Source organism: Pseudoalteromonas sp. NZS127_1 (assembly GCF_015864295.1).
GTDB classification, from domain to species: Bacteria; Pseudomonadota; Gammaproteobacteria; order Enterobacterales; family Alteromonadaceae; genus Pseudoalteromonas; species Pseudoalteromonas arctica.
Genome location: NZ_JADYXO010000015.1, coordinates 59,286 through 85,247 on the forward strand (window position 1 = coordinate 59,286; position 25,962 = coordinate 85,247).

A 25,962-nucleotide genomic window follows, 5' to 3' on the forward strand; every position below is an offset into this window, starting at 1 on the left:
CCTGAACTCAGGTTATTAAGCTCTTTAAACACAAAGCCACTTTTTAAGTGGCTTTGTTGTTTTTAATTTTTGTGAATTTACGAATAAGGAAGGCTCACTTGTACGTTTAAGCCGCCCTCTATTTTGTTATGTAAACTTATATGCCCCTGGTGCGCTTCTGCTATTTCTCTGCATAAGGCTAGCCCTAAACCACTTCCCGTACTTTTTGTAGAATAAAAGGGCACTAAAGCATTTGCCATTACTTGCTCGCTCATACCTTTGCCGCAGTCGCTCACATTTATAACACAAGCTTGGGGTACAAATTCGACCTGAATATGTATTTCATTGGAGTTGGAGCCTGACTCGTGTGAATTTTTTAATAAGTTTATGAGCAGCTGCTCGAGTTGGGCTTGATCAGCTTGTAATTCATTGTGTGGATTTTTTATTTCGTAGCTAAATTGCCAGTGATTTTTTAAATTATTGAGTGTGTTTTGCCAGTTAATCCGTGTTTTTTGTGGCTGAGGTAATTTAGCAAACTTGCCATAGCCTTGTACAAATTCAGTTAAATGACTAATTCGCTCATCAATAGTTGCAAATACACGGGCAAGGCGGGGCTCATCAACTTTATTTGCGAGCAATTGTGCGCTGTGTAACATGGACGACATAGGGCCGAGTGAATTATTCAATTCGTGGCTGATAATGCGTATTACCTTTTTCCACACGGCAACTTCTTGGCGACTAAGCTCACGGGTTAATTGTTTAAATATATATAAATGATGCTTTTGGTTATTGAGTAAAAACTCCCCGGTGGCTAAATGCCAAGTTTGCGAGTCTTGATTCTCTATTTCTATATTAAAGAGGCCATCAACACCGTGCTCTATAGCTGCTATTAATTGCAGGGGCGAATTTTCGAGCAATTTACTTAGCTGCATACCTTCAAGGCGGGTTGCGCTATTAAATAAACTACGGCTAATTAAATTACTAAATACCACCGTATTATTATCATTGACCAGTAATAACGCTTGCGGCGAGCTTTGCAATACTTTATCAAGCATTAACTCGCGCTGGTAAATCCATTGTTTTTCTTGGCGAAGCTGTTTAGCGGTTTGATTATAAAGTCGGCATAGTTTTCCAAGTTCATCATTACTTTTATACGCTAGTAAGCTGGAGAGCTCACCATCTTTAAAATTAAGCAACCCGGTTTCGAGCGATTGCATGCCAAGCTTTATTGGTTTGGTGAGAGCTCTTGAAAGCAAGGTGCTAAATGCAAGCGTTAGTAATATTAAAAACAGAGTGTAGTACATATCAAAACCACTAAGTGCGGCAATAATAAAAACAGGCAGCGCGCTACAAAGTGCGCAAATTAACACAACCTTTTGGCTTAGGGTAAAGTGGCTAATAATGTTTGGCATTAATAATCAATACCCATTTTTTGTAATCGACGATAAAGAGCTTGTCGGCTTAAATCAAATTCACGGGCCACTTTGGCTATAACACCTTGATGAGCGCGCATTGCGTGTTCTATTTCCTGTTTGGTCGGTTCTGCTTTTGCTTCTTGTTGAGCAGTAACCGATGACGAAAGTGCAAAGTCATCGACTGTAAGCGCACCTGTTGGTTTTAGCACCGCTACACGTTTACAAGCATTTTCTAGCTCTCGAACGTTACCTGGCCATTTATAATGTTGAAGTGCTTGCTCTGTGTTTATAGTCAGCTCTCGGTGAGGTAAAAAATGGCTAATAAGTGCTAAAACATCATCTTGCCTTTCGCTAAGGGCAGGCACATTGAGTTCAATTACATTAAGGCGATAATATAAGTCTTCCCTAAATCGACCTTGTTCAATTGCTTGTAGCAGGTTTTCGTTAGTGGCCGATATAACCCGCACATTTACTTTTTGTGTTTGTGTTGAGCCTAAACGTTCAAACTCGCCGGTTTGTACTACGCGTAGTAATTTTATTTGTCCTGAGAGTGGTAAATTACCAATTTCATCTAAAAATAACGTACCGCCATCAGCTGCTTCAAATCGACCAATACGTTGTTTAGTTATCCCCGTGTATGCGCCAGCTTCAGCGCCAAAAAGTTCGGCTTCTATAAGTTCTTGTGGTAGTGCGCCTGCGTTTACCTTAATAAAAGGTTGCGATACAAGTGGGGAGTTTTTTTGAATGATATGCGCAATGCACTCTTTACCACTTCCATTAGGGCCTGTAATTAATGCAGATATATCAGATTTAGCTACTTGTAGCGCCATAGTGACCAGTCGTTCCATAGCCGTGCTTTTAAATATTAGCCCGGCAAGGTCTGCGCTTTTAAATGTACCTTCACGCTCTTGTTGATGGCGATTATGTGTCGCCACTATTTTTTTAGCACTGCCTAGCTCTATTAAGTTACTGATACAAACTAGTAGTTTTGCATCATCCCAGGGTTTTGGTAAGTAATCGGCAGCACCGGCTTTTACAAGCTCAATAGCGGTAGCAAGTTCGGTCCAGGCTGTAATAAGTATAATAGGGAGGTGTGGGTTTATTTCTCGTAGTTCATAAAACAACGTTTTACCTTCTTCGCCAGAGGTTGTGTCGCTGGTAAAGTTCATGTCTTGAATTACAAGCTCAATTCGCTGATAGCGAACTATTTGCAGAGCATCAAACGGGTTTGTTGCAGTCACTACCGAAAAGTCGTGGATCTCGAGCAACAATGAAAGTGCATCGAGTACTGCTTGGTTATCATCAACAATGAGTATTTTATGAGTCATAGGTTATTTTTATAATTTTTTAATGGCTACACTGCCTTACTAATCAGTGTAGCATAGTGATTTTTACATGATTTAGTAACCTAAACTCTGGATAATAAATCTACCTCAAGCGGATTCTAGGTTAAATTGTGCGAGTTGCGATACTGGGCGAAATATTAGCAGCGCGTTTAGCCGGCCCTAATACCGCAAGTAAGCTCATTAATAATACGACAATGGCGGTAACGGCTATATAGCTTGGCGGTAGTGCGGCTACAGAAAAATACTGCATTAACATTTTCCCAAGTAGTATTGCTGTTACCACACCTAAGGCTAAACCTAGGCTACAAATTAATGCATTTTCTACTAAAAAGTAGCTAACAATAGCTGACTTTCTTGCACCAAGTGCTCTGCGTGTGCCAATTTGCTTAGTACGTTTGCTAATATTAAATAAGGTTAAGCCAAAAATACCGAGAGCGGTTATAAGCACTAAAATAGTGATTAATACTATGAGCATGCGCATCATGAGGCGGTCTTTAGCGGTATACTCATTTTTTAATTCATCAAGTCCTTTAATGTTATTAATAACGCGTTTGCTGTAATTTTCGAGCATGGCATTTTCTATTTCTTTCATTACAGCTGCTCGCTGACCAGGCTCTGTACGAACGGCAACTTGTGCATAACTTGCTGCTTTAATATAAGGAATAAACGCAAGATTATCGGGTTTACTGTCTTTGAGCCACGGGCCTTTCATGTTTCCGATCACGCCAATAACTTTAAGTGGTAGGTCACCAAAATAAACTATTTTTCCTAAACCATCTCCATCAGGGTAGAGCTCATCAAGTAAGGCTTTAGTGACTATAGTGACGTTGGTGCGCTTTTGTGTAATTTCGTTTGTAACTAGCACTTCATCTTCGGTAAAGTTTCGCCCTGCAATTAAGTTAACGCCGTAGGTATTAATTGCGTGGTCATCTATAAAAAAATAAGCAGTTCTTACACTTAGGCCTTCTTGTGGAGCGGGTTGTAAATTAAAGCTCGAAGCGCTGCCACTGCCTGATAGCGGGATACTACTGCTTAATGCGGCATCAACTACGCCTGGCATTTTTCTAAGCATGCTTTCATCAAGCTCAAACTGCTGGCTTAAGTTAATATCAGTACCAAAGGTCATTACATTAAACTTAAATATATCTTGCTCAGGGTAGCCCGTTTCTTGATTTAAATAGCTAATTCTGTCTTGAATGATAAATGCAGCATTACTGACTATAGCTGTGGTAATTGCAATTTGAATTAGCAGTAATACAGCGCCCACCTTTGAGCGGCATAAGGCGTTAAATATAGGTTTTATTTCTAACATTGTTAAATTCCTTATTGGCTCTTAAGATAAATAGCAGGATTGGTTTTACACACTAACCAAGCTGGGTACAAACCAGCCAAAATGCAGGTTGTAATTGCAATCAATGGGGCGCTCAATAGCATGGTCAAATCCATTGTTGCTAAGTTTTCATAGTAGTCGTAGCTTTGCACTACGCCCATTAAGCCAAGTTGTGCTAGTACAATTCCTAGCATGCCACCTATAAAGCCAAGCATGGCGACCTCAACTAAGTGCTGTAAAAATATTTGCCTTTTACTAGCGCCTAATGCGCGTCTTACACCTACTTCTGGCGCTCTGCGTAAAAACTTGGCTAAAAGTAAACCTAAAATATTGGCTAAGCAGACACCTAAGAACATAAAGCTCAGGCCCACTAAAATTTTATTGTCTTCGGTGACGACGTTGTTGTATTGCATCCATTGGTTTACATCGCGAAGTTTATACTCAAGTTCTTTACGATTAAATCGACCACGTTTTTGTTGTTCTTGCATATAGGCTAATAAGTAATTTTGATAGGCTTGTTTTTGTTCAAGCGTATTTAGCTCTGCCCAAAACTGGATCCATACTTGCTCAGATTGCAGTTTATCTGCAAAGGTTGGTGTATTTTCGTGTTTCCATCCATTGCTATTGCCCCAACTTACGAGCTCTTTTGCCTTTATTAAGCTAAAGGGCATAAATAATTCTTCTACTTGATTAAATGCACCGTTATTTAAATCATAATATTTAATATTGAGAGGCCAATGGTTAATAACACCAACTACTTGATAGCTTGCATCATCTAAGTAAATCAGTTCTCCGACGGAGTTTTGTCCTGCAAATAGTTTATCGTTTATCTCTTGGGTAATAACAACCACAGGTGCGGCTGAGTTTTCTTGCTCTTTGCTCCAAGCCCCTCCGTATAGAAATGACAAATTAAACATGCTAAAAAAGTCAGGCGTTGTCATGCGAGCATTACCTATAAAAGGTTTTATTTTGTCGGAGTCTAAATAAACTGAAAAGCCGGTACGCATCATAGCCACTTTTTTCTCTGACGTGGGTGCGTTTAATAAGTTCTCTGCATCTTGATAGGTCAATTGCAGTGGCATGTTATCTTCTGTCCACCACGTACTACCATCGTCCATTGTTTGTAATTGCACACTGTAAAGTTGGCTGCTTTTTTCTGGAATAGGATCGGCCGACATCATGTGATAAACACTAAGGCTGGTCATTGTTATGCCTATACCTATCGCAATGGCAAGTACCATTAAAAAGCTAACCAATGGGGTGCGCTTGAAGCTGCGCCAACTTAAATCTAAATAATGAATAAACATTAGTTAAACCCCCGATGCTGTTTTTATAGTTTGCGCGCCCTGATAAAGCGTAAAGTCGGCAAGTTGTCCATCAACTACTTGAATATTACGCGGAGCACGGCGGGCTAATTCGCTATCATGAGTTACCATTACAATAGTGGCACCGTCGCGATTGATTTGTTCAAGTAACTCCATAACTTGGCGAGCCATTAAGCTGTCAAGGTTACCTGTTGGCTCATCGGCAAGTAAAAAACGAGGTTCACCAGCAAGCGCACGGGCTATTGCCACACGTTGTTGCTGGCCACCAGAGAGTTGTTGAGGTAAGTGTTTAGCGCGAGATGCTAAACCAACTTGTTCAAGGCATTGCTCAATTCGACGTTTTCGCTCATTTGCTTTAATCCCTCTGTAGCGAAGAGGAACTTCTATGTTTTCATATAAATTTAAATCGGGGATCAAATTAAAGCCTTGGAATATAAAGCCAATTTTTTGATTACGTAAATCAGCACGTTGGTTATCGTTTAGGCTGCCAACATTAACGCCATCCAGCAGGTATTCACCTTCGTTAAAAGGCTCGAGCATACCTGCAATATTTAAAAAGGTTGTTTTTCCTGAGCCGCTAGGACCAGTAACAGCAATAAATTCGCCTTCGTTTACTTGCAGATTAAAATCTCGAAGCGCATGGGTTTGTACCATTTCTGTTTGGTATACTTTACTTACATTGTTCATTTGTAACATCGTTGTTCCTAATTATTTTTAGCGTTGGTTGAGAACGTCTGTTTAATTTAATAAAATCGTGTTGGCTTGCTTAAAGTCGCTGTAGCTTGAAATAATAATTTCATCGTTTTCTTTTAGTCCACTTAAAAGCTCAACCGCATTAATGCTGGTGGCGCCTATTGTAATAGGTATACGCTTTGCGATATTGCCATCGACTTTATAAGCTATAATTCCGCCTTGTTGCATAAATGCACCACGCTTTACTTGCATTACACCTTCTCGGTTGTCGAGTAAAATACGTGCAGTTAAGCGTTGGTTCTGACGAATGTTGTTAGTAACACCTTTAAACCGGACGCGTGCTGTTACTTCACGATTATTAACTTCTGGTGATATGGCGGATAAATTCCCCATCACTGTTTCATTGCCTAACTTAAGCTCTACTTCCATACCGAGCCCTAATTCGTTTGCGTAACTTTCAGGAACTTGGAGTTCGGCTTCAAAATTACTTAAGTCGACGAGAGTCATAAGAGGTTGGCTTTGCGTCACTGCGGCTTTTTGTTGCACTAATAGGTTACCCACGATCCCTGTAACGGTAGCCTTAATAGATAGGTTGCTTACTTTTCGGATTAAGTCATCAACAATAAGTTGTTGGCGGGTCACATCACTTTTAGCAGCTTGTAGTTCAAAAGCGAGCGTGTCTTTGGCAAGCAATACCTCTTGCTGCGCATGCTTATAGGAGAGCTTAGCTCGGGATAAATCATCAACTGCTTTTTCTAGATCAATTTGGCTAATTAAGTGCTTTTGTATTGATAACTGTGCGCGACGATTTTCGCGCTCAGCGGCGTTAAGCTCAACTTGCGCCATATCGAGTGTTTTATTTAAAGTGAGTGTTTGGCGTCTTGCTTGCAAATGCTGCCTTTGCTGCTCGCCTTCAAGTCTTTTAAGTACAGACTCCTGTTGCTTTAATTCATTAGTTGACTCAGGGCTTTGCAGCAGGGCAAGTGTGTTGCCTTGCTTTACTGTATCGCCGGCCTTTACTTTTAAATCTATAAATCCCCGTTCTGGACTGTAGATTTTAGGAGCATTAGCAGCAACAATTTTACCACTGGCGGCAATGTCTCGAATGAGCGCTTTAACATGTACTTTTGCAATCTGTACTTTTGAGCGGCTAATAGAGCTTTTAGCGCTATGGCTCGTTAAAAAAATATAAGCAATTGCAGAGACCACAATGAAAACAATCGCAGTGATTATCGCGTATTTTTTATAGCTTATAGGTGCCTTTACTTGTATGTCTTGTGCGCTGGTATCTTTAATCATTTAATTTCCCCTAAATTGCTTTTATGTATTTTTCGCACAGCAGTAATAAAGCTGCTGTGCAAATAGCGGCAATAGGAGAGAGTAAAAATAAGCTTAGAGTAAACATAGTAATTCCAATTAGCGATTATATATAAAGCTATACGATTAATATGCCAACCATTATCTTATTGATATTTAAGTGATTTTATTTTTTTTGTTATTGAAATTCATGTCCGCGGACAGTTTATGTGTCCGCATCGGACATAGTTTTAAATAAAAATTCACTATTAACGTACAAAAAATGACATGAACTTTCATAACTATACTAATGAGCAGCAATAATCGGGGATGTTAAGCCATTAAAGTAATGAAATAGCATAAAACTATCTAAATGTTAACTGAATAGCCCCTCTAGTGTTGAATACTTATTCACTTTCGGTTGCCTTTACGTTTACGTAAGCTGGCACGCTGAATGCTTGTGTTTTTTACAATATGTTAAACTTGACACCAGTGTCATGAAAAAATAGTGGTTAAAATAACGCTAAATGTTAAAAATAATGATAAAAAGAAATCTTGCTATGAAGTGAGAAATATTCAAGAATGTGAATATGTATTCAAAGTGCTATTGACTCTATTTAAGATAGAGGCTAGTTTTGTCCGTCTGTTAGCAAATCGTCGAGCAGTTCATCCACGCTAACAGTGCAGCAAGGGGAGGGGTCTATGTTATACGACTCAAAGTTAGAAAAAGAAAATTGTGGCTTTGGCTTAATAGCTCAAGTTAATGGTCAAGCTAGTCATAGGCTTATTCGTACTGCTATTACGGGGCTTGATCGCATGCAGCACCGTGGTGGTATATCTGCCGATGGTAAAACAGGTGATGGCTGTGGTTTATTATTACAAAAACCAGATAGCTTTTTCCGTGCTATTGCTAGTGAACATAACTGGCACTTAGGCAAAAACTACGCAGTGGGTATGATATTTTTAAATTCAGACCCTGTTTTAGCGCAAGCTGCAAAACAAATACTTAGCGAAGAATTAGAAAAAGAAACGTTAAATATTTTAGGTTGGCGCGTTGTGCCAACCGACCCATCAATGCTCGGTCCTATTGCTGTACAGCAATTACCAGGTTTTGAACAAATTTTTGTTAGCGCGCCAGAAGGTTGGCGTTCTAAAGACTTAGAGCGTCGCTTATATGTAGCACGCCGCCGCGCTGAAAAGCGCATTGTTGATGACGAAGCTTTCTATATCGCAAGTCTATCTGGTTTGGTAACTATCTATAAAGGCTTAATGATGCCTGCAGATTTACCAAATTTTTACCTAGATTTAGCTGATATTCGTATGACGAGTGCGATTTGTGTTTTCCATCAGCGCTTTTCTACTAATACTCAGCCGCGTTGGCCTTTAGCTCAACCTTTCCGCTATTTAGCACACAATGGTGAAATTAATACTATTGAAGGTAACCGCCAGTGGGCACGCGCACGTTCATACAAGTTTGCGTCACCGCTTATTCCTGATTTACAAAGCGCAGCGCCGTTTGTAAACGAAACCGGTTCTGATTCATCAAGCCTAGATAATATGCTTGAGCTATTTTTAGCTGGTGGCATGGATTTATTCCGCGCTATGCGTATGCTCGTACCACCTGCATGGCAGAAAAACCGTGCAATGGACGACGATTTACGTGCATTTTACGACTTTAACTCTATGCATATGGAACCATGGGATGGCCCGGCAGGTATTGTTATGTCGGATGGTCGTTTTGCGGCTTGTAACCTTGACCGTAATGGACTTCGCCCAGCGCGTTATGTAATTACACAAGATGGCTTTATTACGCTTGCATCAGAAGTGGGTATTTGGGATTACACTGCCGATGAAGTAGTTGAAAAAGGCCGTGTTGGTCCAGGTGAATTATTAGTTATTGATACTAAGCTTGGCAAAATTTGGCACTCAGATGAAATCGATCAAGATTTAAAGTCTCGCCATCCTTACAAGTCATGGCTTGAGGAGAATGTTAAGCGTTTAGTTCCATTTGAAGAGCTTACTGAACAAGACGCCGGTAATCGCTCATTTGATGACGAAACGCTAGCTAAATATCAAAAAATGTTTGGTTATACCAACGAAGAGCTTGATAGCGTTATTCGTGTAATGGGTGAAAACGGCCAAGAAGCAACCGGCTCAATGGGTGATGACACGCCATTTGCAGTGCTTAGTGAAGGGCATCGTTCGCTTTATGATTACTTCCGCCAAAAATTTGCGCAAGTAACAAACCCACCTATCGATCCACTGCGTGAAAATCATGTAATGTCACTTGCGACATGTATTGGTAGTGAGCAAAACGTATTTAACGAAACAACAGGCCACGCTAAGCGCCTACAGTTTGATACGCCAATTTTAATGTACGCAGACATGCAGCAGCTATTAAATGCTGATGAAGCGCATTACAGCTACTGTAAAATTGATATTACCTACACAGTTGAAGAAGGTTTAGAAAATGCGGTAACGCGTATTTGTGACCAAGCACAAGAAAAAGCAGCCGCTGGTTGTATAATGCTTATTTTAACTGACCGTAACTTTAATGAAGCAAATTTGCCGATTCCAGCAGCTATGGCTGTAGGTGCGGTACAAAAACGATTAGTTGATAACAATCTTCGCTGTGAATCAAACATTATCATTGAAACCGGTAGCGTGCGTGATGCGCATCAGTTTGCTGTGTTATTAGGCTTTGGTGCTACGGCAATTTATCCATACCTTGCGTATGAATCGTTAGTTGCGATGAGCGACAGCAAAATTATTAATAAGTCGTATTGCGAAGTAACTCTTGCTTACCGTAAAGCCATTAACAAGGGCTTATACAAAATCATGTCTAAAATGGGCATAAGTACGGTTGCGTCATATCGCTGCTCAATGTTGTTTGAAGCGGTTGGTTTATCTGACGCTATTGTACAAATGTGCTTTAAAGGTGTGGCAAGTCGCATACAGGGCGCATGCTTTACCGACTTTGATGACGATCAGCAAAGCTTACACAAACTCGCTCTAAGTAAGCGTAAATTATTAAGCCACGGCGGCTTGTTTAAGTACGTACATGGCGGCGAGTATCATGCTTATAATCCTGATGTAATCCAAACCCTGCAAAAAGCAGTTCGTTCTGGTGAATATAGTGATTACAGTGAATATGCAAAACTTGTTAATACGCGTCCTATTGCCACTTTACGTGACATGCTTGCGCTTAAAATTCCAGAGCAAGGCATTAGCATCGATGATGTAGAGCCTGCAGAAAACCTATACAAGCGTTTCGATTCAGCAGCAATGAGTATTGGTGCATTATCGCCAGAAGCGCATGAGGCTCTAGCAATTGCAATGAACCGCTTAGGCGGTTGTTCAAACTCTGGTGAAGGCGGCGAAGATAAGCTGCGTTATGGTACCGAGAAAAACTCGCGTATTAAACAAGTTGCTTCAGGTCGATTTGGCGTAACGCCGCATTATTTACGCAGTGCTGACGTTATTCAAATTAAAGTAGCGCAAGGTGCAAAACCAGGCGAAGGCGGTCAATTACCGGGTGAAAAAGTAACTCCATACATTGCTAAACTTCGTTATTCGGTTCCCGGTGTTACGTTAATTTCGCCACCACCACATCACGATATTTATTCAATTGAAGATTTAGCGCAGCTAATTTTCGATTTGAAACAAGTAAACCCTAAAGCGCTAATTTCTGTAAAACTGGTTTCAGAACCAGGCGTAGGAACCATTGCAACGGGTGTTGCTAAAGCGTATGCCGATTTAATTACTATTTCTGGCTATGATGGTGGTACAGGCGCAAGCCCACTTACTTCAGTTAAATATGCAGGTAGCCCATGGGAGCTAGGACTTGCAGAAACGCAGCAAGCTCTTGTTGAAAATGGACTGCGTCATCGTATTCGCTTGCAAACAGATGGTGGCTTAAAAACGGGTTTAGATATAATTAAAGCGGCAATTTTAGGTGCAGAAAGTTTTGGCTTTGGTACCGGCCCAATGGTTGCGCTTGGTTGTAAATACTTACGAATTTGCCATTTAAACAACTGTGCGACCGGTGTTGCAACACAAGACGAAACACTTCGTCAAAAGCATTACCACGGCTTACCAGAAATGGCGATGAACTACTTTAAGTTTATAGCGCAAGAAGCACGTGAAATCATGGCAAGCTTGGGTGTTGTAAACTTAACTGATTTAATCGGTCGTTTAGATTTGCTTGAAGCAATTGAAGGCAAAACAGCAAAACAGAAGAAAATTGATTTATCTTCAGTAATTGCTCAGCCTAATAACCCAACTGGCGAAACGCTTTATTGTAGTGCGCCTAATAGCTCACATTATTTAGGAAAACTTAATGAGAGCCTACTAGCTAAGGCGCAAGACGCAATTGATGCTTCAAGCGGTATTTCACTAGTAAGTCGTATTTGTAATACGGACAGATCGGTAGGTGCAATGCTTTCTGGCTATATTGCTGATAAATATGGCAACCAAGGTATGGCGGCTGACCCTGTAGTAATTGAACTACACGGTACTGCGGGTCAATCATTTGGTGTGTGGAATGCCGGCGGCCTTGAAATGACATTGGTTGGTGATGCAAACGATTACGTAGGTAAAGGCATGGCGGGTGGCAAGTTAGTTATTCGTCCACCACTTGGCTCGTCGTTCGAAAGTCACAAAGCCACAATTGCAGGCAACACATGTTTATACGGTGCAACAGGCGGTAAACTGTTTGCTGCAGGTTGTGCAGGCGAGCGCTTTGCAGTTCGGAACTCAGGTGTGCAAGCGGTTGTTGAAGGTGTAGGTGATAACGGTTGTGAATACATGACGGGCGGCGTTGTATGTGTACTTGGTAATGTAGGTGTTAACTTTGGTGCGGGTATGACCGGTGGTTTTGCTTATATTTTAGATGAGCGAAATGATTTTGAAAAACGCATTAATCCAGAGCTAGTAGAAATAGTAACGCTGGATGAATTAACATCGCATCAAGAGCATTTACGCGGTTTAATTGCTGAGCATTTAGAGCTTACTGGCTCATGCCGTGCAGAAAGTATTTTAGCTAACTTTGAATTGTACTTACCTATGTTCAAATTAGTAAAACCAATATCAAGCGACGTAAAAAGTTTACTCGGGCATCGCGCTCGCAGTAGTGCCGAACTACGTGTTCAGGCGCAATAAGGGGGCAGTATGAGCGAAAATGTATATCAATTTATAGACGTGCAGCGTGTAGACCCACGCAAAAAACCAATCTCGTCACGTAAAAAATCTTTCGTAGAAATTTACGAACCCTTTTCAGAGAATCAGGTTAACTCACAAGCTGACCGTTGTTTAGATTGTGGTAACCCATACTGTGAGTGGAAATGTCCAGTACATAACTACATTCCACAATGGCTAAAGTTAATACGCACAGGCCGTATTATAGAGGCGGCAGAGCTTTCTCATCGTACAAATAGCTTACCAGAGGTTTGTGGGCGTGTTTGCCCACAAGACCGCTTGTGTGAAGGCTCGTGTACGCTCGATGAAGAGTTTGGTGCGGTTACAATTGGTAATATTGAAAAATACATTACTGATGAGGCATTTAAAATGGGCTGGAAGCCTGATATGTCTTATGTAACATGGACTGACAAAAAAGTAGCCATTATTGGTGCGGGCCCTGCAGGTTTAGGGTGTGCTGATATTTTAGTGCGTAACGGTGTTAAACCAGTGGTGTTTGATCGTCACCCAGAAATAGGTGGACTACTCACATTTGGTATTCCTTCTTTTAAACTTGAAAAATCAGTAATGCAAAAGCGCCGTGAAATTTTCACTGAAATGGGCGTAGAATTTAAGTTAAATGTTGAAGTAGGTGTTGATATTACACTTGACCAAATTTTAGCTGATTACGACGCTGTGTTTTTAGGGGTTGGTACGTATCAGAGTATGCGTGCAGGTCTTGAAAATGAAGATGCAGCGGGTGTTCACGATGCATTGCCGTTTTTGATTGGTAACACGAACCGTGTAATGGGCTACGACGAGACAAAACAACCGTGTATTGATATGGCTAATCAAAAAGTAGTTGTACTTGGCGGTGGTGATACAGCGATGGACTGTGTGCGTACGTCTATTCGACAAAATGCTGCAAAAGTAACGTGTGCTTATCGTCGTGATAAAGAAAATATGCCAGGCTCTAAACGTGAAGTTAAAAACGCGAAAGAAGAAGGCGTTATATTTACGTATAACGTTCAGCCTAAAGGCATTGTACTGAACGATAAAGGTAAAGTGACCGGCGTTAAAATGGTTAAAACTAAATTAGGTGAACCTGACGCAAAAGGCAGAAGCCGTGCTGAAGAAGTACCTGGTTCAGAACATGTTATTGAAGCTGATCAAGTTATTATGGCGTTTGGTTTCCAGCCTCACAAAATGGATTGGTTAGAAAAATACGATGTAGAAATAAACAACTGGGGCGGTATTAACGCACCAGAACAAGGTGAGTTTACACATCAAACTACTAACCCTAAAATATTTGCTGGTGGCGACATTGTACGTGGTTCAGATTTAGTGGTAACTGCTATTTTTGAAGGACGTAACGCTGCAGAAGGTATTATGGATTACTTAAAAGTTTAATTTTTCGTGTTAAAATAACGATATTTAAAGCAAGCCAAGTGGCTTGCTTTTTTATTTGTTTTATCCAAATGTAATGTCAACATAATTAGTGACAAATGGGGCTATATTTATACCACCTTTTGTATGGCTTTCTTGAACAACACCTTTTGTTAGTAACTTCATGTAGAAACCTTATATAGTAACTTTCAAAGAAACTGCTTTGCCATTATGGGTTGTTCTTTATAAGCCAAATGCGATTTCTTTAGGTATCTACTAAGCGGCTTTCAGGACTCGTTTCATATATATAAACGTTATCGACACTTCTTTCTTCTATGTCGTTTATATACTCTAATACCAATTCGCTTAATTAAGTGATCTATTTTGAGATAACAAAATTATGTCGATAATGAGGCTAAAGTTTCGCTACTTAGGTGTTCTCGGCAATTACCTCTACATTGCTTTGTATTCATGCAGTCGTATCTCGAAAGTTTTAACGCAGTTAGCGCCAAGTTCAATCCTTGAAATTGATTGAGTATTATCGCGGATTTGTATAGTGCGTGTATTTTTTGTAGCGGCACTTTTATTGATTAATGTGTTGTTGACTCGGTCCAGGCACAATTCATAGAATAGTTACTACCATCTTTAACTGTGCAGGTTTATATTATTTTTTGACTACCAGTCAGTTCGATTATTGCAGGAATAAAAGGGCGTACTTATATAATTTAGCAAATGGTATTAGTGCCAAGCAATTTAATATCGTAAAAATGTACTTACCTGAGATAAATGCAAGAGGCTAAAAATATGTGCACAATTGTCAGTGCTAATTACTAACCTTAATAGTTGATTTAAATATAAAGTAGGTTCATTATTGCACGCTGTTTACGGTTTGCTTACTTTATATCTATAAGTTTGCTTTTATACATTAATAAATAAATAGAAATTATGTACGAATATTCAAACAATTTAGAAAGGAAGCTCATTGTTCGGTTCTTTTCCTCAATAGGCTTTATAGCAACGTTTTCGATGGCTAGCTTAGCATTTATTAACAGCAGCTATTTATTAGCATTTACTTTGGTTGTTTCTTCGTTTGTTTACTTATCTGCGTTTAATATAGGTAGAGGTGTAGAGAAGTCTGCAACTGTAATTTTATATAACCTGTATGCACTTATGTTTTATCTTGTACTTACAGGAGGAGCACAAGGTACAGGGCCTATATGGATATTTATAGTGTCTCCTGTTACTTATTCAATTCGAGGGCTTAAACGAGGGACGTTTGATATTGTTTTATTTTTATCGGCAATTGTTCTCGGTTTCTATTGCGCTGATACATTTAATATATATGACTACAATCCTGAGCAGTTTCCAGTCAGAATCATACTCGCTTTTATAATTGTTGCATCGCTGAGTGGTTATTACGAATTTTCAAGAGAAAAATACAGCAGTAAATTAATTGCTTTAAGCCAAAAAAATGAATTTTTAGCAACTATAGATCCACTCACTAATCTGCCAAACCGTCGTTTCACTATGAATAAGCTTATAGCTTTTAAAAATGAGCTTAAAAATAATAATATTCCGTTTGTAATATTATTAGCTGATGTAGATAATTTTAAAAAAATTAATGATCAATTCGGCCATGATTTTGGCGATGAAGCTCTTATCCATTTAGCCAAAATATTTGAAAATAATATTCCGCAAAATGCGATTGCTTCACGTTGGGGCGGTGAGGAGTTTTTAATTGTGATTCCAAATGTAACCGTTGATGATGGCGAGCTCGTTGCAGAAAAAATCCATAATGCCCTTAAAGCTTCAGCTGTAAGCTTATTTTCAGATAGTGTAAATATAACGCTAAGCATTGGCATCACAGCTGCAAACGCTGAACGCTCAATTGACCTAGATATTAAGCATGCTGATGAACTACTTTATAAAGCAAAAGAGCAAGGTAAAAACAGAACGTGCTCTTTTTAAATGTTTATTTACTTTAATCCATTGAAAACGAATCAAGGGATGGCCTTATTTTAGCCTTTCTACGTTTTAAGCTCATGTAGCATATTACAATACACGCAATCTGCATTGTAATTAAAACCCAATAACTAACACCTAAATCACTTAGTCCATTTATTTTTTCGCTAGTAAAGTAATAGGCCACAACGATTAGTTGAAAAACTAAAAAGCTATTTAAAAACTTAAATAAACGTTGTTTAAAACAAGTATGTTTATATTTACTAAATATAATTAAACAGGTGCTTAGTACTAATAACAACCAACTTAAAATTATACAAAAATCAACTAAAGTACTGTGCATTATTTAATCCTTGAAGACGTTATTTACTAACACATTAGGCGTGAGCCATTATTAGTTCTTTAGCATTTGCTTTAGCTGTTTTGCTTATGTTATCGCCGCCAAGTAAACGGGCTATTTCATTAATACGGCCATCTTTATTTAAAGGCAGCATATGAGTAAACGTTTCGCCTTGTGCTATTTCTTTAGCTACAAAAAATTGCTGATGTGCACTACTGGCAACTTGCGGTAAATGAGTAACACAAATTACTTGAGTTGATTTACCTAATTGGCGTAATAACTTACCTACAGCAGATGCCGTTGGGCCAGAAATACCTACATCAACTTCATCAAAAATAAGCGTTGGGGTTGTTACTTTTTGGGCAATAATTACCTGTATAGCAAGACTTATACGAGAAAGCTCACCACCTGATGCTACTTTAGCTAATGGTTGAAGTGGTTGTCCCGGATTAGTTGATACTAAAAACGAGACATTATCAAAGCCTAGGCTGTTTGGTGTACGATTACTCTCTTGAGTTAAGGCTATTTCAAAAACACCGTTTTCCATTGATAAGTTAGCCATGCTTTCACTTATTAGTGTGTTAAGTGTATTAGCATACTCGCAGCGGCTTTTACTTAATTCATCAGCAGTTTGCTTGTAACTAAGTAACGCGCTTTCTATTTCTGACTCAAGCTGCTCCAGACGATTACTATTATTACTTATTGACTCAAGTTCTTGAGCAATCGATTGATGAAACTCAACTAACTGCTGTGGTTTTATATGATGCTTACGCGCTAAATCCATCGCTCCACTTAGCCTATTTTCTACTTCAACTAAGCGTGCCGGGTCTAAATCTGCTTGCTCAGTGTAATTGCGCACTTCGCGGCTTGCTTCTTCAACTTGTACAGCGGCTTCGCTAAGCATAGCAGCTACGCTTGCTAAACTTTCGTCATATTGAGCCAGTTCGGTAAATTGTTGAGCGCTGTGCTGTAGTAATGAGCAAGCGTTTTGCTCATCACTTTCATATAAGTGTTGTAACTCACGTTGGCACGATTCTAATATTGTTTGGCTATTGCTTAGTTTGTAATGCTCAGCCTCAATTAAATCAAACTCATTTTCTTGTAATGCAAATTCATCAAGCTCAGCAACTTGATACTCTAACAATTGTTTTTGCGCTGCTTGTTGCTGCTGTTGTTGTTCTAAGTGTTTAAATTCTTTTTGTAAGTTAGCAAACTGTTTATAGTTTTTATTTACTGAGTTTACTAAGTGGTGATGCCCTGCATAGGCATCTAAAAGCTGTAACTGATGCTCAGCTTTTAATAAATATTGGTGGGCATGTTGTCCATGAATAGATATTAAATATTGACCAAGTTCTTTTAATTGTGATGCGGTAACTGCACTACCATTAATATAGCTTTTACTACGGCCATTTTTACAAACAACACGACGTAATAAGCACTCGTTGTCAGAAGTGCTTAGCATATGTTGCTCTAAAAATGCTTGAGCAAGCGGTAGATCTGTTAAGTCAAATTGTGCACATACTTCTGCTTTATCAGAGCTTGGGCGAACTGCTGATGCTTCAGCGCGCTCACCTAAGCATAGCGATAAGGCATCAATAGCAATAGATTTACCAGCACCTGTCTCACCTGTGATCGCAGTCATACCGCTGCGCCATTCTGTGCTTAAATTACTTACGATTGCAAAGTTTTTAACTTCTAAACCAATTAACATACTGTTTATCCATCCAGTCAATTAACTGTTAATTTATACAGTGTTTTGGTTTTTTGCAAATTAATTTTTTATTATTTAAGCAACACTTACATCTTGAGTAAACTGTGTATCGGAAGTTTGGGAAGATGCATCAATTTGATCATCAACAATATCAGTAGGTTGTATACTCTCTTCGGTTTTAAGCAGAGCAATGAGGGGAGGTAATGTATTAATATAAAAACTCTTATTGTATAAAATGCCTTGCTGGGGCAACTCAGATACAAAGTACTGTATATTATCAATCAATGGTTGAATTATATTTGTTTGATTGATTTTAATTAACTCGTTGGACAACGTATTAATTAGTAGGTCGGCGGTATCTTCAAGCTGTTGCAAGTTCTCGTCTGTATGTGATTGAACAACAAAAAAATTATTTACAATAGCTTGAATGCGAGGAACGTATTTTGGGCGAATTATTTTAGCATCAAGTAGATCATTAAGCTTTGCTTTAAGGCGCGTATTTACATGCGAAACACGTTCATTAAATAGCTTTTTTCTAGCTTCTATCGCTTTTTTACGGTTACTCTCAATTTTGAGGTAACTGTATAAAAGTGTAATTAATAGCAGTAAAGCAAAGAATACTACATAAGTCATTGCTACTCGTTCCTAAATTAGTTGATTATTATTTTAAGTCGCCATTTTGCTTTATAGTACCAAATTTGGCAATAAGAATAGGGCGTGTTGACCTTTCAGGATTAAGATTTGTTCAATCTAGGGGCGATTTAATCGCGGCGAGAGGTTTGAAACCTAGTGGGCTAAGTAAAAACCGAACAACAAAGAGTCAATCGCCCCTAGAAAGAACCCTTAGGGCAGCGCATGTTTGGCCTTTATGCTGTGTTATCGCCTATTTATGGGGAATAACCACACTACATAGGCTCTGCCTTGCCTAAATACCAAATATACAGCTGCAAATTTAACCTCGAAAGATAAACAGGTCCTAGTACAAACGACTACCCCAATTCAGTTTTGTACGTAAAACGTTGTAGTAAGAGTAATTTTTTGGATGAATTAAGCGCAATTGTTTATCGGCTTTTTTAATTACTACCTCATCGCCGGGTAATACGGCTAGCACTACGTGGCTGTCGCAGCTTACCTGTAGGCTATCTGTATTTTCTAGGCTTAGCTTTAAACGAACTTCATTATCGGCATCTACCACTAAAGGTCTGCTAGATAAGGTATGAGGAAACATAGGTACTAACGATATAGCATTTAGTTCTGGCGTTAATATTGGACCGCCACCTGAAAGTGAATACGCCGTAGAGCCTGTCGGGGTTGATACTATTAAACCATCGGAGCGCTGAGAAAACACAAAGTCATTATTTATAAAAGCTTCAAATTCAATCATGTGCGCTACTTTATCGGCATGAAGTACCGCTTCGTTAACGGCTGAGTTTGCACTTTTTAATTCGTTGTGGCGATATACTTCTACTTCTAATAAAAAACGTTTTTCTTCAAGATACTCACCACTGAGTACTTGCTCTAAGCTCGCTTCAAACCCTTCGGGGTTTAAATCAGTTAAAAAGCCAAGGTTACCTCTATTTACACCAATAACAGCAATATTAAAGCGTGCAAGCACGCGTGCAGCACCAAGCATGTTACCGTCACCGCCCACAACAATGGCTAAATCGGCTTGTTCACCTAAGTCGACTAATTTAACGAGTTTGTCTGAAGGGATATTATCTAATTGACTCCCCGTGCGTTTTTCTACTATTACCTCAAAGCCAAGCGCAAGTAAAAATGTATGTAGACGCTGCAGAGTAGCCGCTGCTCCCGGATGATTAGGTTTGCCAATTAGGCCTATGGTGTTAAAAGGAGAGTCCATAATGTACGCACAAAGAGATTTAATAATTGTAGAGTAACTCAAAACAGAAGTGTTTGAAAATACAGATTATAGCAATATTATAAACCATCAGTTTTATTTACTGTGAGTTAGCTGCACGACTTGAAAAACAACTAAACGCCCCGATATCTCTTTCATGCAACAAGATGTAGATACCATGAAACTAAACCCACGAGATCAGCAAATTTTTTCAGCTGTTATGAACATGTACTGTAATGGTGAGGGTTTGCCCGTCCCATCAACAAAAATTGCTAAGCTTAAAGGGATGGCAGTGTGTTCGGCTACGGTACGTAATGCTATGGCTCGCTTAGAAAAAGTGGGCTTATTGTATTCACCTCATACATCCGCTGGGCGAGTACCCACAAATGAAGGGTTTGATTATTGGTTTGACGAATTTTTTGTGCTTGCTGATATTGCTACTTATTGGCAACCGGAGCAATCACAACTCGTTGAGCTCGCGCATGCCTTGAGCCAAAAATATCAAGTGTGTTGTTGCGTTGGTTTACCACAAGCCAGCTCACAGCAAGTATTTAGAGTGGAAGTGCTTGATTTTGATTCTACCGACTGGCTTATTTTATTAATAGATAGGGCAGGGCAGAGTCATAATATTTGTATTGATAAACCTCATGATTCGTCAGACTCTGTTCGTTATCAATTTGCGACGTGGTTAAATACGGTATTTAGCCAACAGACCTTAATGGAAGGTTTGTACCGTATGCAAGCAATGGCCAATACAGCCCCTAACAATTGTCATGATTCGCTTAATCAGTGGACGCGACAACTAAGCCAAAAATTAGGCTCAGATAATAGTATTGTTGTTGGTGAAAATTACCTCTACAAACAAATAGACTGCGAACAAAGTTTAAATATTGGTGTTTCGTTTTTAAATTATGTAGAAGATAAACTTGCTTTTAAAAATGGTGTATCGGTACTTAATAGCGAAAAATTGCCTTTTACTGAGTGCGATGAATTGATTGTAATAAGCGTGCCTTACTTTCAAAATCAAGAATATCAAAGCCGCTTTTGTATAATTTGCCCTAAATCAGCGCAGATTGAAGAAATAATTCAAGAATTTAAATTAATTGAGACATCTAACTCTTGAATCTTTTTATTCAATCCCCATAATTACCGCAGTTGAAAAGAATTGGAGCACGTATTTTATGTCTGAGCAGACACAAAACCCTGAGCAAGAAGTAGAATTAAACGAAGAAATTTCTAAAATGCAGGCCGATGTAGAAGCAGCAGTTGAAGCCGCTGATCAACATTCAGAGCAAGAGCAAAGCCCTGAAGCAGAAATAGCGATGCTATATGCAGAGCTTGAAGCCGCTAAGCAAACAATTGCCGATCAAAAAGATGGTGTTGTTCGTGCAGCCGCAGACGTAGATAATATTCGTCGTCGTGCAGCACAAGATGTAGAAAAAGCGCATAAATTTGCACTAGAAAAATTTGCTAACGAATTACTACCTGTAATCGATAACCTTGAACGCGCGATTGAGTTTTCTGACAAAGAAAATGAAACATTAAAGCCGTTACTTGAAGGTATCGATATGACGGTTAAGAGCTTTAATGATGCTGTTTCTAAATTTGGTGTTGAAATTGTAAACCCACAAGGTGAGCAGTTTAATCCAGATTTTCATCAAGCAATGTCAATTCAACCAAGTAACGATGTAACACCTAATACAGTACTTGCTGTTATGCAAAAAGGTTACACATTGAATGGTCGTTTATTACGCCCTGCAATGGTTATGGTTTCTAAAGCTGCTGACGCTTAATTAATTTAAGGTTATTAGCTTTGATAAAAATGCCTCATATTGAGGCATTTTTTTTGTCTTTTTTATAGTGAATTAGCTGTACGAGCATAGTGAGTAATACAGCACTAAACATTAAACTTGAAAATGGCACTGCGCTTTTTGCGTGCATAATGGCGAGTAGCGGGCCAACTAATGCACCACTACCAAAACGAAGTGTGCCAATTACGGCCGTTGCTGTACCTGTGTTTCTTTCAAACTTCATTAATATTAGCGAATCAGCATTACTTGCAGTGACACCTAAACTCATCATTAATGGCGCAATAGCAGCCACAATATAATAAAGTGATAAGTGCAATAAGCTAAATGTTAACAGCGCAAGCCCCGATACAAACCCACATACAAGCCCAATATAGAGCATTTTTCGAGAGCCCAGCCTTGGTACAATTCGCGTATTTAAAAAGTTACCAAACATAAGCGCCATTACATTAAACGCAAATAACACACCAAATAACTGTTCTGATACTTCATATAAATCTAAATAAATAAATGGTACTGAGGTCAAAAAGCAAAAAAATCCAAACGATACAAACATAGAACTGAGTATATCCGCACGCGCGTCTTTATTACTCAGTACTGTTTTATAGCTATCAAAAAATAGAGCGAGGCCTTTTTTCTCATTTTTATGAATAGGTATATCTATTAAATACACTTGTACAAACGCTAATATTAAAAAGCTATATCCAGCAAGAACCAAAAATATGGTTGACCAAACAGAAAATCCTAAAATAAACGAACCAACAGAGGGGGCTACTAACGGTGCTACCATCATGATCATCGACACATACGACATTCCCTTAGCTGTATTTTGCTGATAAATATGGCGAATAATACCCGGTACGACTACGGTTGCTGCCGCTCCGGTAAATGCTTGCACTGCTCTAAGAGTCCAAAACGCATGGATTTCGGTTGTAAATGCGAGTGCAAGTGAGCTTGCGCCAAATAGGGTTAAGCCAATACGTGCGAGCTTACGGCGGCCAATTTGATCGGCAATAGGGCCAAAAAATAACATCCCCAATGAATAACCCGCTAAGTAAATACTCAACGATATTTGTACATTTGGCATATTAGTTTGTAAATCGCTTGCAATTACCAGCATGGCGGGCAAATACATATCAATAGCCAAAGGAGTAATCGCCACGATACTGGCTAATAAAGGCAATAAAATACGGGTATTAAAAGACGAGGCTGAGGCGTCCATGTGTAAACTCAACAATCACTAAAAACAAGGGCTATAGTGTAACAGGGCATTGTATTTGGATAAACTTAGTTTGCCTGCTAAGTTTATCGTCTTATCGCATCTTTTTAATATAAAGGTATATAAAGCAAATATTTTAAATTGGTACTGTGTTTGCTATTCTACAAGCAATAAAAAATTCATTACTTAAGAGAATTATCATGAAAAAACTAGTACTTGCAGTATTAGCGACAGCCGTTTTAGTCGGTTGTAAAACGTCACCAACTGGACGCACTCAAATAGCGCTTTACTCAGATCAACAAATGAGTGAAATGGGCACTGCTAGTTTTGCAGATATGAAAAAAAGCCAACCAATTAATAAAGATGCAAAAACAAATGCATATGTAAATTGCATTGCTGAAAAAGTAGTCGCTGTATTACCAAAAGAATACGCGTCGCAAAATTGGGAAGTAGTTGTATTTGAAGATGAATCTGCTAACGCTTTTGCACTACCTGGTGGTTACATTGGGGTTCATACGGGCTTATTAAAAATAGCCACCAATCAAGACCAACTAGCAACAGTGCTAGGGCACGAAGTAGGGCACGTAATTGCTGAGCATTCTAATGAACGTGTTTCACAAAGCTCTATTTTAGATACCGGTATGCAACTTGGTAGTGCAGCACTTGAAATGGGTAACATTCAATACCGTAATGAAATTATGCAGGGTCTAGGCTTAGGCGCACAGTATGGTGTTGTTTTGCCATTTAGCCGTTCGCACGAGTCAGAAGCTGATGAAATTGGCTTAGATTTAATGGCTGAAGCAGGCTTTAATCCACAAGAATCAGTAACCCTTTGGCAAAATATGAGTGCAGCAGGTAGTGGTACAACACCTGAGTTTTTATCAACTCACCCAGCGCCAAGCAGTCGTATTAAAGACTTACAAGCACAAATGAGTAAAGCACTTAGTGAGCAAAGTACAGCTAAAGCACAGGGTAAAAACCCACAATGTAAGTTGTAATTTAGCTTCTATAATAAAAACCCTGTAAGTAGTTTACTTACAGGGTTTTTATATTCAGCACTCACTTCTATTTAGTTGTAAGCGCCTTTTGTAATACATTTTTAAAGCGTTCAAAATCTTCAATGTGCGGCAGGTGCCCTAAGTTATCTAGTTCGAATAATTGTGCGTCAGGAATAAGTGTTGCAGCGTGTTTGCCTAATTTATCGTATCGACCAAGCTCGTAATCAACATCCTCTTTTTTCCAGTTACGGCCTGGACCGGTTCTATCGCGTGTACCAATAATTAATTTAACTGGCACAGTTAAATCTTTAAATTCGGTTATTACAGGTTGAGTGAAAATCATATCGTATGTTTTTGCATTCACCCATGCCATTTGTTCTTTATCTGGGCCTTGTATTTGCCCTGTTATAAAGTCAGTTAAGGCTGAATATGTTGTATTCCACTTACCATCGTAGTAATTTTTTTGCTGATAACGTTTAACGCCTTCCGGTGTTTTTGAAAGCTCGTTTTTATAGAAAAAATTAGTATCTTTGTAATCAACATACTGCAAGTAGTTTTCAAGCCCAATAGGGTTTAATAAAATTAGCTTTTTAGTGGCGTTTGGGTACATTAATGCAAAACGACTCGCTAGCATCCCACCCATAGAGTGCCCAATAACAACTGACTCTTTTATATTAAGCGAGTCCATTAATGCGCGCGTATGATGAGCAAGCGTCGCAAACGAATACTGGTAATTAGTTGGCTTAGACGACTTGCCAAAACCAATTTGATCAGGGATTAATACCCCATAACCTAAAGATTGCAGGTATTGCGCAGTGGTAGTCCAGTAGTCAGCATTAAAATTTTTGCCATGCATAAGTGTAACTGTAGGCATATCGGCTTTAGTTGGCTTTAAGTAAATATAAGCCATTTTTAATGATTGTTTTTGCGACTCAAGTGCAAAGTAATTTACCTTAAAATCGTATTCGTAATTGCTTAATAGTGCATCATAAGAAAGGGCGGATGTATCTTGAGAAGTGCCAGCTAAGGCATTGTTTGTTAGTACTAATAAAGTAGAGAAACAAATCACTTTAATCGACGACATTCAGTTACTCCTATTAAAGGCGAGCGCTTGGCTTAAAAAGAAGTACAACAATAACTAAGTATTTAAACCTGTTCAATTAAATGTTTTACGTGGACGAAAAAAAGCGAAGCTAAAATAGTGCTTCGCTTATTATTACTGAGTAAAGAGCTGATTGTTGAAGCTTAAAATGTCCACTCAATATGGATTTGTGGTACCGATTCAGTGACTTCAGTACCTAATTTGTTGTGCCAGTATTGTAATTCCATTCCCAGCAGTAGTGTGTTTTCTTTCATTTGAAGGGCGTGACCCATATCCCACACTAAAATAGGCTGTGCTAGTATCCAAGCTTCTACATCGTTACCAAATTCATCTTCACGCTCTGCGATGTATTCAGCGTGGCCTTTAAAGCTAAACTTTTGTGAGCCAATAGTGAAAGGATATTCAAAAGCTACATCAAGCATCCAACTATTAGTTTCAATAGGTGCGCCGCCTTTTGCTACACCTTCACTATCGTCAATGTAGGCTGTGAACAGCGTTTGAAAAAAGTTAAACCCAGGTACATCCCAGCTTAATTTAACACCTGGTAGATACTTCATTACTTTTGCATCACCAGCAACGTTAATACCGCCCGTTAGGCCAACATCTAATAATGCGCCAGAGCTAATTTGCTTACCAGTGATGGCAGATAAGCTAACCGTTGAGTACCACTCACCATAAAAATCAGCATCTTGGTAACCGTCATCTATATCGTCTTTACTGTAATCAATAAAAAAGAAATTATCGCCGTAGTCATAGCCCGATGCATGTTGAAGCGAGTAAACAGTGGTGTCTGACTCTTGCTCAGTGAATGGATTTTTTTGGCTGCCATTATTTATATGTACTGCTGTACTGCTCCAATTGGCAGCGAAAGCCGACGATGATAAAGCGAGAGAAGTAAGGGTAATAAAAGGGAGTAATTTTTTAAATTTCATAACTGTTTATAACTATAATTTTAGTGACACGCGGAAGCGGCAATTATAGCAGAAGAGATTGATTTGTTGATCGCTAATTTAACACAT

The 25,962-nt window shown here is 39.1% G+C and carries 18 protein-coding genes; 6 read left to right on the forward strand and 12 right to left on the reverse strand.

Annotated elements, in window-relative coordinates; genetic code table 11:
- Positions 1-77: 77 nt before the first annotated feature.
- From I6F50_RS13865 to I6F50_RS13890, 6 genes are all read right to left on the reverse strand, one after another.
- Positions 78-1,391, reverse strand: coding sequence for a PAS domain-containing sensor histidine kinase (locus tag I6F50_RS13865; protein WP_024607682.1), 1,314 nt, complete (start codon positions 1,389-1,391; stop codon positions 78-80).
- Entirely contained in the window at positions 1,391-2,722 is a 1,332-nt protein-coding gene (locus I6F50_RS13870; RefSeq protein WP_197176499.1) for a sigma-54 dependent transcriptional regulator, read from the reverse strand. The genes I6F50_RS13865 and I6F50_RS13870 overlap by 1 nt, the downstream gene beginning before the upstream one ends.
- Before the next feature lie 121 nt (positions 2,723-2,843).
- Positions 2,844-4,052 (reverse strand): ABC transporter permease, encoded by a 1,209-nt coding sequence (locus I6F50_RS13875; RefSeq protein ID WP_165740305.1) that lies wholly within the window; start codon positions 4,050-4,052, stop codon positions 2,844-2,846.
- A gap of 11 nt (positions 4,053-4,063) precedes the next feature.
- Positions 4,064-5,377 (reverse strand): ABC transporter permease, encoded by a 1,314-nt coding sequence (locus I6F50_RS13880; protein ID WP_165740303.1) that lies wholly within the window; start codon positions 5,375-5,377, stop codon positions 4,064-4,066.
- A gap of 3 nt (positions 5,378-5,380) precedes the next feature.
- On the reverse strand, positions 5,381-6,091 hold the full coding sequence (locus I6F50_RS13885; RefSeq protein ID WP_004335374.1) for an ABC transporter ATP-binding protein: 711 nt from the start codon (positions 6,089-6,091) through the stop codon (positions 5,381-5,383).
- Between the two features lie 42 nt (positions 6,092-6,133).
- Positions 6,134-7,387 carry an efflux RND transporter periplasmic adaptor subunit gene (locus tag I6F50_RS13890; protein WP_165740301.1) on the reverse strand — a complete coding sequence of 418 codons (1,254 nt, stop codon included), beginning with the start codon at positions 7,385-7,387 and terminating at the stop codon, positions 6,134-6,136.
- Between the two features lie 699 nt (positions 7,388-8,086).
- Here I6F50_RS13890 and gltB point away from each other — a divergent pair.
- The 3 genes from gltB (at position 8,087) to I6F50_RS13905 (ending at position 15,913) form a co-directional block, all read left to right on the forward strand.
- Entirely contained in the window at positions 8,087-12,544 is a 4,458-nt protein-coding gene (gene gltB, locus I6F50_RS13895; RefSeq protein WP_165740299.1) for a glutamate synthase large subunit, read from the forward strand.
- A gap of 9 nt (positions 12,545-12,553) precedes the next feature.
- Positions 12,554-13,969, forward strand: coding sequence for an FAD-dependent oxidoreductase (locus tag I6F50_RS13900; protein ID WP_007584567.1), 1,416 nt, complete (start codon positions 12,554-12,556; stop codon positions 13,967-13,969).
- A gap of 921 nt (positions 13,970-14,890) precedes the next feature.
- Positions 14,891-15,913 (forward strand): GGDEF domain-containing protein, encoded by a 1,023-nt coding sequence (locus I6F50_RS13905; protein WP_331458730.1) that lies wholly within the window; start codon positions 14,891-14,893, stop codon positions 15,911-15,913.
- A 371-nt stretch (positions 15,914-16,284) separates the two neighbouring features.
- Here the strand turns inward: I6F50_RS13905 and recN are convergent, their stop codons facing one another.
- The 3 genes from recN to nadK form a co-directional block, all read right to left on the reverse strand.
- Complete coding sequence (recN, locus tag I6F50_RS13910) at positions 16,285-17,958, reverse strand: DNA repair protein RecN (RefSeq protein ID WP_007584560.1); 1,674 nt, start codon at positions 17,956-17,958, stop codon at positions 16,285-16,287.
- Between the two features lie 75 nt (positions 17,959-18,033).
- Positions 18,034-18,591: a hypothetical protein gene (locus I6F50_RS13915; protein WP_007584558.1), complete on the reverse strand. Its 558-nt coding sequence runs from the start codon at positions 18,589-18,591 to the stop codon at positions 18,034-18,036.
- A gap of 343 nt (positions 18,592-18,934) precedes the next feature.
- Positions 18,935-19,819, reverse strand: coding sequence for an NAD(+) kinase (nadK, locus tag I6F50_RS13920; protein WP_197176502.1), 885 nt, complete (start codon positions 19,817-19,819; stop codon positions 18,935-18,937).
- A 154-nt stretch (positions 19,820-19,973) separates the two neighbouring features.
- Here nadK and I6F50_RS13925 point away from each other — a divergent pair, with 154 nt between their 5' ends.
- Together I6F50_RS13925 and grpE are read left to right on the forward strand one after the other, a co-directional pair.
- The gene (locus I6F50_RS13925) at positions 19,974-20,939 is read left to right on the forward strand and encodes an HrcA family transcriptional regulator (RefSeq protein ID WP_166420679.1); all 966 of its coding nucleotides are present in this window, start codon (positions 19,974-19,976) and stop codon (positions 20,937-20,939) included.
- Between the two features lie 58 nt (positions 20,940-20,997).
- Positions 20,998-21,609 carry a nucleotide exchange factor GrpE gene (gene grpE, locus I6F50_RS13930; protein ID WP_197176504.1) on the forward strand — a complete coding sequence of 204 codons (612 nt, stop codon included), beginning with the start codon at positions 20,998-21,000 and terminating at the stop codon, positions 21,607-21,609.
- Between the two features lie 34 nt (positions 21,610-21,643).
- Here the strand turns inward: grpE and I6F50_RS13935 are convergent, their stop codons facing one another.
- Positions 21,644-22,846: a Bcr/CflA family efflux MFS transporter gene (locus I6F50_RS13935; RefSeq protein WP_010553412.1), complete on the reverse strand. Its 1,203-nt coding sequence runs from the start codon at positions 22,844-22,846 to the stop codon at positions 21,644-21,646.
- 197 nt (positions 22,847-23,043) lie between these two features.
- Here I6F50_RS13935 and I6F50_RS13940 point away from each other — a divergent pair, with 197 nt between their 5' ends.
- Positions 23,044-23,841 (forward strand): M48 family metallopeptidase, encoded by a 798-nt coding sequence (locus I6F50_RS13940; RefSeq protein ID WP_010553413.1) that lies wholly within the window; start codon positions 23,044-23,046, stop codon positions 23,839-23,841.
- Between the two features lie 67 nt (positions 23,842-23,908).
- Here I6F50_RS13940 and I6F50_RS13945 read toward each other — a convergent pair whose 3' ends face one another.
- Together I6F50_RS13945 and I6F50_RS13950 are read right to left on the reverse strand one after the other, a co-directional pair.
- Positions 23,909-24,925 (reverse strand): alpha/beta fold hydrolase, encoded by a 1,017-nt coding sequence (locus I6F50_RS13945; protein ID WP_165741048.1) that lies wholly within the window; start codon positions 24,923-24,925, stop codon positions 23,909-23,911.
- A gap of 161 nt (positions 24,926-25,086) precedes the next feature.
- Positions 25,087-25,875 (reverse strand): nucleoside-binding protein, encoded by a 789-nt coding sequence (locus I6F50_RS13950; protein ID WP_197176505.1) that lies wholly within the window; start codon positions 25,873-25,875, stop codon positions 25,087-25,089.
- Between the last annotated feature and the right edge of the window lie 87 nt (positions 25,876-25,962).